8 protein-coding genes are annotated in these 12,737 nt (G+C 65.5%); 2 read left to right on the forward strand and 6 right to left on the reverse strand.

The genetic code is table 11. From position 1 onward, the window contains the following. Positions 1 to 3: 3 nt before the first annotated feature. The 5 genes from ACE3OK_RS01910 to ACE3OK_RS01930 form a co-directional block, all read right to left on the reverse strand. On the reverse strand, positions 4 to 495 hold the full coding sequence (locus ACE3OK_RS01910; protein ID WP_374247825.1) for a hypothetical protein: 492 nt from the start codon (positions 493 to 495) through the stop codon (positions 4 to 6). Further along, a complete protein-coding gene (locus tag ACE3OK_RS01915; protein WP_374247826.1) occupies positions 492 to 1,073 on the reverse strand; it encodes an RNA polymerase sigma factor in 582 nt (193 codons plus the stop codon). Before ACE3OK_RS01915 ends, ACE3OK_RS01910 begins: the two co-directional genes overlap by 4 nt. 105 nt (positions 1,074 to 1,178) lie before the next feature. Continuing rightward, positions 1,179 to 4,262, reverse strand: a complete 3,084-nt coding sequence (locus ACE3OK_RS01920; protein WP_374247827.1) for a TonB-dependent receptor plug domain-containing protein — start codon at positions 4,260 to 4,262, stop codon at positions 1,179 to 1,181. 185 nt (positions 4,263 to 4,447) lie between these two features. After that, positions 4,448 to 6,247 (reverse strand): phosphoenolpyruvate carboxykinase (GTP), encoded by a 1,800-nt coding sequence (locus tag ACE3OK_RS01925; protein ID WP_374247828.1) that lies wholly within the window; start codon positions 6,245 to 6,247, stop codon positions 4,448 to 4,450. Between the two features lie 67 nt (positions 6,248 to 6,314). Beyond that, positions 6,315 to 6,890, reverse strand: a complete 576-nt coding sequence (locus tag ACE3OK_RS01930; protein ID WP_374247829.1) for a TetR/AcrR family transcriptional regulator — start codon at positions 6,888 to 6,890, stop codon at positions 6,315 to 6,317. Positions 6,891 to 7,059: 169 nt separating this feature from the next. Between ACE3OK_RS01930 and ACE3OK_RS01935 the strand changes: the two genes are divergently transcribed. After that, entirely contained in the window at positions 7,060 to 9,531 is a 2,472-nt protein-coding gene (locus ACE3OK_RS01935) for an acyl-CoA dehydrogenase (protein ID WP_374247830.1), read from the forward strand. A 49-nt stretch (positions 9,532 to 9,580) separates the two neighbouring features. On the opposite strand, the gene ACE3OK_RS01940 is transcribed toward ACE3OK_RS01935, so the two are convergent. Continuing rightward, entirely contained in the window at positions 9,581 to 10,921 is a 1,341-nt protein-coding gene (locus ACE3OK_RS01940; protein WP_374247831.1) for an NTP/NDP exchange transporter, read from the reverse strand. Positions 10,922 to 11,042: 121 nt separating this feature from the next. Here ACE3OK_RS01940 and ACE3OK_RS01945 point away from each other — a divergent pair, with 121 nt between their 5' ends. Then, positions 11,043 to 12,635, forward strand: a complete 1,593-nt coding sequence (locus tag ACE3OK_RS01945; RefSeq protein ID WP_374247832.1) for a GMC family oxidoreductase — start codon at positions 11,043 to 11,045, stop codon at positions 12,633 to 12,635. Positions 12,636 to 12,737 lie beyond the last annotated feature (102 nt).

Genomic DNA, 12,737 nt, shown 5'->3' on the forward strand with positions numbered 1-12,737 from the left:
TCCTCAGGCAAACAGCGCACGCCGCGACAGGGCCAGTCGGCGCGCATAAATTTGGCGCAATTGCTCGCGCAATTGCGGGGAATCGGGGGCGCGATGCAGCGCCGAAAGTACCTGCGCGGCACCACGGTCCAACGCCTGCAAGCCAGGCTGCCAACTGGCCGCTGCCGTCTGGCCCTGCAGCTCGCGCAAAGCGTTCTGGTAGTGCAAGTTCAACAGTTGGACATCGCGCGGCAACGGCGTCACGGCCACTGCGCGAACCGTCGGCGACGGTGCCAGCGGCGCACCCGCATGCCAGCCCAGGCCGGCAGCCAGCAGCAAGGACGCGGCCAATGGCCACGGCCATGCCCGCGTCTGGCGGTGTGCCTGCGACCGCACCGGCACCTGCATGCGTGCCGCAATGCCCGGCCACAGGTCGCGCGTCGGCGCGATATCCCGATGCAATCCGCGCAACGCCATTTGCAGCGCCGCGTCACCCAGCCCTTGTTGCGTGCTCATGCCTCACCTCCCAGCCGCGTGCGCAGCAAGCCGCGCGCGCGATGCAATTGCGCCTTGGAACTGCCAACCGCCATGTCCAGCTCGGTGGCAATGGCCTCGTGCGTCCACCCTTCCACGTCATGCAACACCAGCACCGCCCGTGCGCGCGGCGGCAACGTCGCCACCGCCTGCTCCAGGTCCCGGCCCAGCATGGCGTGGCTGGCCGTGTCGAACGTTGCGGCGGCGTCCAACGCATCGTCCTCCTCGTGCCACGGCCGACTGCGCCGCGCACGCAACTCCATCAAGGCGGTGTTGACCGCCAGCCGATGCAACCAGGTGGTGACCGCGCTTTCAAAGCGGAACGTCGGCAGGGCCTGCCACGCCCGCACGAATGCCTCCTGGGTCAAATCCTCCGCACGCGCACCGGCCTGTCCCACCAACCGCACGATCACCCCATGCACGCGGCGGTGATGCCGGCGGTAAAGCTGCTCGAACGCGGACACGTCGGCGCAAGCCGCGCGTTGGGCCAGGGCCAGATCGGCATCGATGGCATCGTCGGCAACAAGTGGCTGCGGCAGCGGCATGGTGGACATCAGCATAGTGGGTGGGATGCCGATGGGGGGCGGAGGGTTGCATCAGGCATAAAAAAGATGCCGGCGCTTGCGCGCCGGCATCGAGGTGAAGCAACTGCCTGTTACGACCGATTAGAAGTCGTACTGCACCTGGAAACGCACATAGCGCGGGGTGCTCAGGAAGCGCGGGCTACCGAAGTTGTAGTAGTTCCGGTAGGAACCCGAAGCGGTGACGCCGAAATTGCTTTCGTAAACCTGCGTCGCCACAACCTTGTTGAACAGGTTCATCACGCTGACCTGCATGCTCAGGCCCGGCAGCATGCTCGGCTTGTAGATCACGTTCGGGCTGAAGGTGATGTTCCAGGGCGTACGACCCATCTGGCCCAGCGGGGTGATCTTGTTCGGGTTGGCCGGATCGCAAGCATGGAACACACCGGTGTAACCGTACTGCGTGCCGAAGCTGTTCAGGCCGCCACCCAAGCAGGAGATCGGCGAGCCGGACTGTGCCAGCAGGTTGAAGCCCATTTCCCATTCGGGGCTGAACTTGTAGCTGCCGTACAGCTTGAAGCTGTGGCGGTGATCGTTGAACAGGTAACCGGTGGCACCGTACATGATCTCCTTGAAGTCGAAATCGGAGGTCGTGCCGGTGTCGGACTGGCCGTTGGTGCTCTTGACCAAGCCCTCCGCGTTACCGTAAAGCTTGGACCAGGTGTACGAGGCACTGACCGACCACTTGTCGGTGCTCTTGTCGGCACTGAAGGTCACAGCCTTGTAGGTGCGCTCTGCGGACGGGCCCAGATCGGCGGCCTTGATGGTGATGTCACGCACGTGACCATCCACGTTCACGTCCAAACGCAGGGTCAGGTCCTTGCCGGGATTGTACAAATAGCAGCCCGGGATACCACCCGGTACAGTCCACTGGTTGGCCCAGTTGGAAACGCTGTAACCCGCAGCAACGGCGGCGTTGTACAGAGCACGCGAATCGCAGGTATCGTCGATCGCATTCACCATCTTGCGATAAGTGCCCTTCACGCCCAGCTGCCAACCATCCAGGAAAGCATTGCTGGAGTGCAGCAACTGCTGGTAGCCCAGGATGAATTCGTCCTGGGTGTACGGCTTCAAGCCCTTGCCTGCCACCGCATTCGGATCCGGCACGCTGCCGTCTTCGCCGTTATAGACGGAGTTGTACAAGCCGCCACGGTAGAAGGCCCCGCGACCCGGTGCGTGATTGGTAGGATCAAAAGTGCCGTCCCACACGTAGATGTTTTCGGTGTAGTAAGACTTCGATGCGGCGCGCAGGGAGACGTTGGCAGCAATCGGCAGTGCATACCGACCGACAGTACCGTACAGCTTGCTGTCGCCGTTCCCCATCACGTCCCAGGTGAAGCCGAAGCGCGGCTGCCAGATGTTGTTCTGCTTGACGAAGCTGGCACCGTTGCTGTTCTTGTTGTCGAACGAGTCATTGCGAATGCCCGCGTACAACATGAAGTTGTCGGTCACGCTCCAGTTGTCTTCAAGGTACCAGGACTTCTGCTTGATACCCACGGAGCCGCCGGTGGCGAAGTAGGTACGATCAATGATCGCAGTGTGATCCAGCGGGTTGGGGTCATTGGGCAGCTGCACCAATTGATCATCCGCATAGTTCAGGTACTGGATGTCCTGAATCGTGCCCTGATGCGACTTCCAGGTTTCATCGCTGTAACCGAAGCTGACCTTGTGGTTGCCCAGCTGCCACTCGAAATCGACGCGAGCTGCATCACGCTTGTTGGAACCACCGGTGATGCCTACCGAGGTCAATGACGAGCAGCCGATGATCCCAGGCACCGGCGCATCCGAACGGGCGTCATACACGTACGGGCAAGAAGGCGCTTGGTTGATATCGCCGTAGTAATAGTTAGCCGCACCTGCCGGGCTGACAGTCCAGTCCGAATTGGTGTTGTTCATGCTGCCCCATTGCAGGGACATGGTCAGGTTTTCGGTGAGATAACTGGTCCACTTGATGATGTCGGTGTGCCCGCCATTTTCAAGGAATTCCTCACCCGTGAAATTGGTCTTGGCAACCGTCGAATCCATCGCCGTGCCGCTGTACAACGCATTGAAATTGTTGTAGTGCGACTTGCGCTTGTTGTCGAAGCCGGTGTATTCGATGTGGTTGTTGTCGTTCAGATACCAATCGAGCTTCAACATCCAGTACGGCTGGGTGGAGTTGTAGTCGGAAGCAGTCGAAGTCTTCGCAGTCGAATACGGCGCGGTAGGACTGCCGCTGTAACCCCGGCCACGCACACCGAAGGACGACGAATCCGACTTGCTGTATGACATCAAGGCAAAGAAGAACAGCTTGTCCTTGACGATCGGGCCGCCGGCCCACAGGCTCAGGTTGCTGGACGAAGATGTGTTCTGCTTGTAAGTGCGCCAGATCGAGCCGTTCTTCAGGGCAACCGCGTCGGGCTGCTCGCGCAGGTTGTCCGGGGTCCAGGTGTAGCTGACGCCACCCTTGAACTCATTGGTACCGCGCTTGACGTTGACGCTGGTCACGCCGCCGGTCGAGAAGCCATAACGGGCACCGTAACCACCGGTCTGGATGTCCAGCTGGTCGATGGCCTGGAACGGCACTTCGGAGAACGACAGGCTGTCGTACAGGTTGGTGACATTGAAACCGTTGACGTAGTAGCTGTTTTCAGCCGCAGTGGCACCGCCGAACGAGGCATTGCCGAAGAAGCTGGAGCTGGCAGCGGTACCCGGGGTCAGCAGCGACACGCTGGTGACGTCACGCGCCACCGGCAGGGTGTTCAGCTGCTCGGCCACGAAGGTGGTGCGGGTTTCGGTGCTGCGCAGGTCGATGGCGTTGATCGAGCCACCCAACACAGTCACGGCCTCCAGCGTGGTGGCTGCGCCGGAAGAGGCGGTGCCGAAGCTGGCGTTGACGGTCTGACCTGCCACCACGTTGACGTGCGCGGTCTGGCCATCAGAGAGCGTCAGGTCGTAGCCGCCGATCGGCAGCGCAGGAATACGGAAGCGGCCCGCCGCGTCAACCGGGTATTCACGGGTCACGCCAGTGGTGGAGCTCTTGACAGTGACCTTGCCACCGCTGGCCGCAGGCACGTTGCCGGCGATGTCGCCCGCCGTGCTCTGCGCTTGCACGCCGCCGGCAAAGCACAGACCCAGCGCGATGGCAAGCGCGCTGCGAGTCAGGCCTTTGGAAAAATTAGAAGCCATGTGTGTAACCCCCATAGGGACGAATGTGACAGAGAAGGTACGAATACGCCGGACCCGGCTGGGCCTGACTCGCCGACTATAGAGCAGTCAACAATTCTTTAACAAGCCCCTCAGGGCGTATTCATGTAGCAAAACCCCCATTCAGTTTCGAGCGCAACCGGAATGGGGGGGCCAGCGGGGCGCGATCAGGATGCCTCGGTGGCCAGTTCCGCGGCGATCTTGCGTTGCTCATCCAGCAGGGCCTGCGGCAGACGCGGGCCGTACTCGGCGAGGTACTCGCCGATGCCGGCGAACTCGGCCTGCCAGCCGGCGCGGTCGAGGCCGAACAGCTTGGCGCGCGCCTCGTCGGACAGCGGCACGCCTGCCAGGTTGAGGTCGGCTTCCGACGGCAGGTGGCCGATCGGCGTCTCCACGGCACCGGCCTGCCCCTCCACGCGGCGGAGCATCCACTCCAGCACGCGCAGGTTGTCGCCGAAGCCCGGCCATAGGAACTTGCCGTCGTCGCCCTTGCGGAACCAGTTGACGTGGAAGACCTTGGGCAGCTTCGCGCCCGCCTTGTCGAAGCTCAGCCAATGGGCGAAGTAGTCGGCGAAGTTGTAGCCGCAGAACGGCTTCATCGCCATCGGGTCACGGCGCATCACGCCCACCGCGCCGGTAGCCGCAGCGGTGGTTTCCGAACCCATCGCCGCGCCCACCAGCACGCCGTGGGTCCAGTCGCGGGCTTCGAACACCAGCGGCACCAGCGAGGCACGACGGCCGCCGAACACGATCGCGGAAATCGGCACGCCCTGCGGGTCTTCGGACATCGCCGAGTACGAGGGGCACTGCTGCGCGCTGACGGTGAAGCGGGAGTTGGGATGCGCGGCCGGACGCACGCTGGCATCGTACGGCTGGCCCTGCCAGTCGGTGACCGGGGCGTGGCCGTTGTCGATGCCTTCCCACCACGGCTGGCCGTCGGCGGTAACGCCGACGTTGGTGAAGATGGTATTGGTCTGGATCGAAGCGAGTGCGTTCGGGTTGGACTTGTTCGAGGTGCCGGGCGCCACGCCGAAGAAGCCGGCTTCCGGGTTGATTGCGTACAGGCGGCCGTCCGGGCCCGGGCGCATCCAGCAGATGTCGTCGCCGATGGTCCAGATCTTCCAGCCGTCCTGGCGATAGCCTTCCGGCGGGATCAGCATGGCGAGGTTGGTCTTGCCGCAGGCGGACGGGAACGCGGCGGCGATGTAGTGGGTCTGGCCCTGCGGGTTCTCCACGCCGAGGATCAGCATGTGCTCGGCCAGCCAGCCCTCGCTGCGTGCCTGGTGGCTGGCGATGCGCAGCGCGTGGCACTTCTTGCCCAGCAGCGCGTTGCCGCCGTAGCCGGAGCCGTACGACTTGATCGCCAGTTCCTCCGGAAAATGCATGATGAAGCGGCGGTTGGGGTCAAGCTCGCCGATGGAGTGCAGCCCCTTCACGAACGTCCCGTCGCGCTCGATGCGCGCCAGCGCCGCGGCCCCCATGCGGGTCATGATCCGCATGTTGGCGACCACGTAGGGCGAGTCGGTGATCTCGACGCCGCAGCGCGACAGCGGTGAGTCGATGGGCCCCATGCAGTACGGGATGACGTACATCGTGCGGCCCTGCATGCAGCCGTCGAACAGCGCGTCGATCTCGGCGTGGGCCTCGTCCGGTGCCATCCAGTGGTTGTTCGGGCCGGCGTCCTCGTGGTGGGTGGTGCACACGTAGGTCAGGTGCTCGACGCGGGCGACATCGTCCGGATGCGAGCGGTGCAGGGTGCTGCCCGGATGGGTGTCCTGGTTGAGCAGGTGCAGGGTGCCGTCGGCCAGCATCTTGTCGACCAGCGCCGCGTTCTCGGCATCGCTGCCGTCGCACCAGTGGATGGCGGCCGGTCGGGTCAGCGCGGCAACACCGTCCACCCAGTCATTGAGGGCGGCCAACCGGCTGCCCGTCACGGCTCCAACGGAGCCCGTGATTTCTGCGTTCATTGCGTATCTCCCTGTGCCCTGGTGGGCTCGTTGTTGTTTTGGTGAAGCGGTTTCCTGCCGATGGCCGTCACGTCTTGGGGACGAGGGTGGTCATCATGTGTTCGATATAGCCTTCGAAGCCCTCGATGGGTTGGCGGGCCTTGAATTTCGGCAACTCCAGTTGCAGCACGCCGACGTACATCGCGTAGGTCATGCGCGCACGGTTGAGCGCGTCCTCCTGGCTGAGCCCGGCCTGCCGGAATGAAGTGAACAAGAAGCCCGTGCGGCGTTCCAGCACATGCCCCAGCACCGCATCCACCGCCGGCTGCCCGGCGGCCTTGAGCAGTTCGGTGTAGATGACGTGGGTCTTGTTGTGGTGCGCGATCAGCTGGAACAGGCTGCGCAGGCGCTCGGTGGCGTCGTGGATGGACTCCAGCGCCATGTAGGCGGCCTGCTCATCCCGCTCCCAGCGCTCCAGGGCGGCCTGCAGCAGGGCATCACGCGAGGGGAAATGCCAGTAGAAGCTGCCCTTGGTGACGCCAAGGCGACGCGCCAGCGGTTCCACCGCGACCGAGGCCACGCCGTGTTCGGCGATCTGGTCCAGTGCCTCTTTCGCCCAGTCATCGGCACTCAAACGCCCGCTGCGGGGGACGGTTTCTTTCATGGAGGATGATCGATCCATACGGTGGGGTCTTTCGCAGTATGCTGAGTTTTTGCTCTTTTTTGCGCAATTACAGTCCGGCACAGTATCCATACTGTAGCGTATGTCTGGTGCGGCGCCGAAGGTGACCGTTTCGACCTGCGCCGCCAGCCGCCTGACCGGGAGCCCCGCCATGAGCCTCGCCCTGCCTTTCCTCGCCCTGCTGCTTGCCAGCGTCTTCGCCGCCTACCATCGCCTGCGTCTGGCGCCCTGGGTCGCGCTTTCCGCCACCTTGCTGGTGGCCTGCTGGCTGCTGGGGGCCAGCCACACCGCCATGTGGGTGGCGGCAGGCATCGTCGCGCTGGCGAGCCTGCTGCTGGTGCCGGCACTCCGCAAGCCGCTGCTGACCGCACCGGCGTTGGGTTTCTTGCGCAAGGCGCTGCCGCCGCTGTCACAGACCGAACGCATCGCGCTGGAAACCGGCTCGGTCGGCTTCGAGGGCGACCTGTTTTCCGGCAAGCCGGACTGGAACAAGCTGCTGGCCTATCCGAAGCCGCAGCTGAGTGCGGAAGAGCAAGCCTTCCTCGACGGCCCGGTGGAAGAGCTGTGCAAGCGCATCAACGACTGGGAGATCACCCACGTCCACGCCGACCTGCCGCCGGAGTTGTGGGACTTCATCAAGCGCAACAAGTTCTTCGGGATGATCATTCCCAAGCAGTACGGTGGCCTGGGCTTCTCCGCGCTGGCCCACCACAAGGTGATCCAGAAGATCGCCTCGATCTCCAGCGTGGTCAGCGCCACCGTGGGCGTGCCCAACTCGCTGGGCCCGGGCGAACTGATCAACCATTACGGCACGCAGGACCAGAAGGACTACTACCTGCCGCGGCTGGCGATCGGCCAGGAAGTACCCTGTTTCGGCCTGACCGGCCCGTTCGCCGGCTCCGACGCCACCTCCATCCCCGACTTCGGCATCGTCTGCAAGGGCGAATGGAACGGCGCACACGTGCTGGGCCTGAAGCTGACCTTCGACAAGCGTTACATCACCCTGGCACCGGTCTCCACCCTGATCGGGCTGGCCTTCCGCATGTACGACCCGGACGGCCTGATCGGCGACACCCGCGACATCGGCATCACCCTGGCGCTGCTGCCGCGCGATACCGAGGGCGTCGACGTCGGCCGCCGCCACTTCCCGCTGAACTCGCCGTTCCAGAACGGCCCGGTGCGCGGCAAGGAAGTGTTCATCCCGCTCAGCCAGCTGATCGGCGGCGTGGACATGGCCGGCAAGGGCTGGAACATGCTCAACGAGTGCCTGGCCGTGGGCCGCTCGATCACCCTGCCCTCCACCGCCAGCGGCGGTGCCAAATCGGGGGCGGTGGTCACCGGCGCCTATGCGCGCATCCGCAAGCAGTTCGGGCTGTCGGTGGGCCGCTTCGAAGGCGTGGAGGAAGCACTGGCGCGGATCGGTGGCAAGGCCTATGCGATCAGTGCGCTGTCGCAGGCCACCGCCGCGGCGGTGGACCGCGGCGACGTGCCGTCGGTGCCGTCGGCGATCGCCAAATACCACTGCACCGCCGCCGGCCGCGACATTGCCAAGGACATCATGGATGTGATCGGCGGCAAGGGCATCATCCTCGGCCCGCACAACTTCGCCGGCCGCTCGTGGCAGGCCGCGCCGATCGCGATCACGGTGGAAGGCGCCAACATCATGACCCGCAGCCTGCTGATCTTCGGCCAGGGTTCGATCCTCTGCCATCCCTACATCCTCAAGGAAATGCGCGCCGCGCAGGACCCGGATGCCAAGGCCGGCCTGAACGCACTCGACGAAGCGTTGTACGCCCACATCGGTGGTGCGATGTCGAATGCGGTGCGGTCGCTGTGGTTCGGCCTCACCGGCGCGCGCCTGCAGTCCACCGCGGGCGATGCGTACACGAAGAAGTTCTTCCGCAAGCTCAACCGCTACGCCGCCAACCTGGCGCTGCTCACCGACGTGTCGCTGGGCGCGCTGGGTGGCCGGCTGAAGTTCAAGGAATCGCTGTCGGGCCGCCTCGGCGACGTGCTCAGCCACCTCTACATGATGGGTGCGGTGCTCAAGCGCCATCATGACGAAGGCTGCCCGGAAGCCGACAAGCCGCTGCTGGCCTGGGCCTTCCACAACAGCGCCTACGAGATCGAGCTTGCGCTGTCGCAGGCGCTGCGCAACTTCCCGATCAAGCCGCTGGGCTGGCTGCTGTGGCCGCTGGTGTTCCCGCTGGGCCGCCGCGCGGTGGCCCCGGGTGACCGCCTGTCGCACCGCGTCGCCAACGTGCTGATGAATCCTGGCGAAGCACGTGACCGACTGGCCGACGGCGTGTTCCTGACCCCCGGCGAACACAACCCGGGCGGCCGCATCAACAGCTATCTGGAAAAGGCGATCGCCGCGGAACCGGTGGAACGCAAGTTCCTCAAGGCGCTCAAGACCCGCGACATCGAGGCACTGGATTTCGCCGCGCAACTGGACGAAGGCGTGCGCGAAGGCTGGATCACGGCGGAGGAGCGCAGGCAACTGGAAGAATTGCGCACGCTCACCCTGGACACCATCACGGTGGACGACTTCGATACCCACGAGCTGCGTGCCGCCAGCTTCTACGATCAGCCGGCCCCCGTGGCGATGCGCGCGGCAGGTTGATCCCGCACCGGTGCAGCACCGCAACGGCGGGCCACACGGCCCGCCGTTGTCATGTGCGGCGATCGCCCTGCGGCAGCGCCTTTGCTTCGCCCACGACGCGCCACGCACCCAACGCGAACGCGCCGGCCACCAGCACGCCGACACCGAACACCGCTGCGGAACCGAACCCCGACAGCAGCTTGTGCACCCACACGAAGGTGAGGTCGCCGCCGCGGTAGATCACGGTGTCGATGGCCGCACCGGCCTTGTAGCGCCACTCGCGCGCCACCCGCGTGTAGATGGTTTCGCGGGCCGGCTTGTTCAAGGAAAACTCGCTGCTGCGGGTGACGACCTGCACCACCGCCACCAGCAGCGGCACAGGCAGGGCCGCCAGCACGGCGTAGCCCAGCAGGATGGCAAACGCCGGGATCAACAGCGCCGGGGCAATGCCGTAGCGCGACAACAGGCTGCGGGTGACACGCAGCTGGATCAACAGGGTCAGGACGTTCACCGCCAGGTCGATGCCGGCGTAATAGGCGGTGGCCGCCTTCGGGTCGGGATAGAACTGGCGCACGATCGCCGCCTGTTCGTTGTACAGCAGCGTGCCCACGCCCACCCCGAACACGCACAGCACCGCCATCCAGCGCAACAGCGGCTCGCGGGCCACCAACTGCAGGCCGGCCAGCACGCTGCCACCCATCGGCCTCTCGCCATCGCCCAGCTTGCGCGCAGCCTCGCGCCGCACGGCGTGACGCCGCAGCGGCAGCAGGCAGCCGACGCACAGCAGCAGGAAGCCGGCCGATACCAGCATCAAGTGCGCGATGCCGATGCGCTCCACCAGCGCGCGGGTCAGCATCGGCCCGAGGATCGCCCCCAGGGTGCCGGCCGCGCCGATGTAGCCGTAATAGCTGCGGGCCTCCGCATCCGTCCAGACATCGGCCATGAAGCTCCAGAACACCGCCACCGCGAACAGGTTGAACACCGTGATCCACAGGAAGAACGCCATCCCGCGCCCGGCCACGCCGCTGTCGAACATGGCGTAGAACCCCAGCAGGGTGATGATGAAGAACCCGTACACCGCCGGCAGGAACACCCGCCGCGGCCAGCGGCTGACCACCCAGCCATACACCGGCTGCAGCACCAGCATGATCAGGAAGGTGCAGGTGAACAGCACCTGCAGTTGCAGTTCTTTCAGCGCCACGCCGCGCGCGGTGAAGAACTCGATCATCGCCGGCGGAAACAGCGCACCGACATCGCTGGACGCGCCCATCGCCTCGCGCACCGGGCGCAGCAGGTAATAGCCGCACAACAGGCAGAAGAAATACAGGAACGACCACAGCAACGGGGGTGATTGCCGCAGCGCGGCCCGGAAGCGACCCCAGCGGGTGGAAGCAGCGGTGTGGTTGGTCATGCGTGCCAACAACGGCGGCGGCGATGCGCAACGGTACCCGCAGGCGCGGGGTTTGGCCACCGAGCATTTGCTCTAGCCATGGCGCATAGCGTCGGGAAAACGGGCGACGGGGGCATGGGCGTTGGACAGTACTTACGACTACATCATCATCGGCGCCGGCTCGGCCGGCTGCGTGCTGGCCAACCGCCTGAGCGAAGACCCGGCAGTGAAAGTGCTGTTGCTGGAAGCCGGCGGCCGCGACTGGCACCCGTTCATCCACATGCCGGCCGGGCTGGCCAAGATCGCCGGGCTGACCTCGATCAACTGGGACTACGCCACCGTGCCGCAACCACAACTGGGCGGGCGCGTGCTGTGGTGCCCGCGCGGCAAGGTACTGGGCGGTTCCAGCTCGATCAACGCGATGTGCTACATCCGCGGCGTGGCCACCGATTACGACTGCTGGGCGGCGCAAGGGGCCAGCGGCTGGCAGTGGGACAACGTGCTGCCGTACTTCCGCAAGGCCGAGGGCAACACCCGTGGCGGCGACGCCTTCCACGGTGCCGACGGCCCGCTCACCGTCTCCGACCTGCGTCACGTCAATCCGCTGACCCAGGTCTTCATCGACGCCGGCCAACAGACGGGGCTGCCCTTCAACCCGGACTTCAACGGTGCAGGGCAGGAGGGCGTGGGCCTGTACCAGGTCACCCAGCGCGATGGTGCGCGCTGTTCGACCGCCGTGGCCTATCTGGCACCGGCCAGGTCCCGCCCCAACCTCACCGTCTGCACCCAGGCCAATGCCAGTCGCATTACCTTCACCGGCACCCGCGCCAGCGGTGTGACCTGTGCGGTACGCGGTCAAGGCCATCATTTCGAAGCCCGCCACGAGGTGCTCCTGTGCGGCGGCGCGATCAACTCGCCGCAACTGCTGATGCTGTCCGGCATCGGTCCGGCCGACGACCTGCGCCGGCTGGGCATCGACGTGGTGCACGACGCGCCCGGCGTCGGCGCCAACCTGCAGGACCATCTCGACGTCACCACCCTGCAGCACTGCACGCAGCCGATCAGCTACGACCGCCTCAGCGAGGTGAAGACCGCGCTGCAGTATTTCCTCGGCGGCCACCGCGGCCCCGGCACCAGCAACGTGGCCGAGGGCGCGGGCTTCGTGCGCTCGCATCTCGCCCCCGACGCGCGCGCCGACATCCAGCTGCACTTCATCCCGGCGATGATCGACGACCACGGCCGCAACCGCCTGCCCGGCGACGGCTACACCCTGCACGCCTGCTTCCTGCGCCCGCGCAGCCGCGGCACGCTGCGACTGGCCAGCAGCCGCGCCGGCGACAAACCGCTGATCGACCCCAACTACCTCGGCGACCCCGAGGGCTTCGACATGAAGATGATGGTCGAGTGCGCGAAGCTGTCGCTGGACCTGCTGGCGCAGAAGGCGTTCGACCCGTATCGCGGCGCGCCGATCTTCCCGAAGGACACGCCGCGCAGCGAGGCCGCGTTCATCGACTTCGTGCGCACCCGCGCCGAGACGGTGTACCACCCCATCGGCACCTGCCGCATGGGCAACGACGCCACGGCGGTGGTCGACCCGCTGCTGCGCGTGCGCGGCGTGGAAGGCCTGCGCGTGGTCGATGCCTCGGTCATGCCGGAGCTGCCGGGCGGCAACACCAACGCCCCGACCATCATGATCGCGGAGCGGGCGGCGGACCTGATCCGCGCGGCCTCCTGATGCCCCTCAGCCTGCCGCACGATACCGGCCGCCCGGGACACGGCGACGGCCGGAATTGCGATCAAAATCAGAAAGTCCGGCATCAAACCTCCCCTTGTTCAT

Origin of the sequence: Thermomonas sp., assembly GCF_041905325.1 — a bacterium.
GTDB lineage: Bacteria > Pseudomonadota > Gammaproteobacteria > Xanthomonadales > Xanthomonadaceae > Thermomonas.

Excerpts from the sequence above, each read along its gene's own strand:
- ACE3OK_RS01940 (WP_374247831.1), bottom strand. The coding sequence starts at position 10,921 with ATGACCAACCACACCGCTGCTTCCACCCGCTGGGGTCGCTTCCGGGCC.
- ACE3OK_RS01915 (WP_374247826.1), bottom strand. The coding sequence starts at position 1,073 with ATGCTGATGTCCACCATGCCGCTGCCGCAGCCACTTGTTGCCGACGAT.
- ACE3OK_RS01935 (WP_374247830.1), top strand. The coding sequence starts at position 7,060 with ATGAGCCTCGCCCTGCCTTTCCTCGCCCTGCTGCTTGCCAGCGTCTTC.
- ACE3OK_RS01910 (WP_374247825.1), bottom strand. The coding sequence starts at position 495 with ATGAGCACGCAACAAGGGCTGGGTGACGCGGCGCTGCAAATGGCGTTG.
- ACE3OK_RS01920 (WP_374247827.1), bottom strand. The coding sequence starts at position 4,262 with ATGGCTTCTAATTTTTCCAAAGGCCTGACTCGCAGCGCGCTTGCCATC.
- ACE3OK_RS01925 (WP_374247828.1), bottom strand. The coding sequence starts at position 6,247 with ATGAACGCAGAAATCACGGGCTCCGTTGGAGCCGTGACGGGCAGCCGG.
- ACE3OK_RS01930 (WP_374247829.1), bottom strand. The coding sequence starts at position 6,890 with ATGAAAGAAACCGTCCCCCGCAGCGGGCGTTTGAGTGCCGATGACTGG.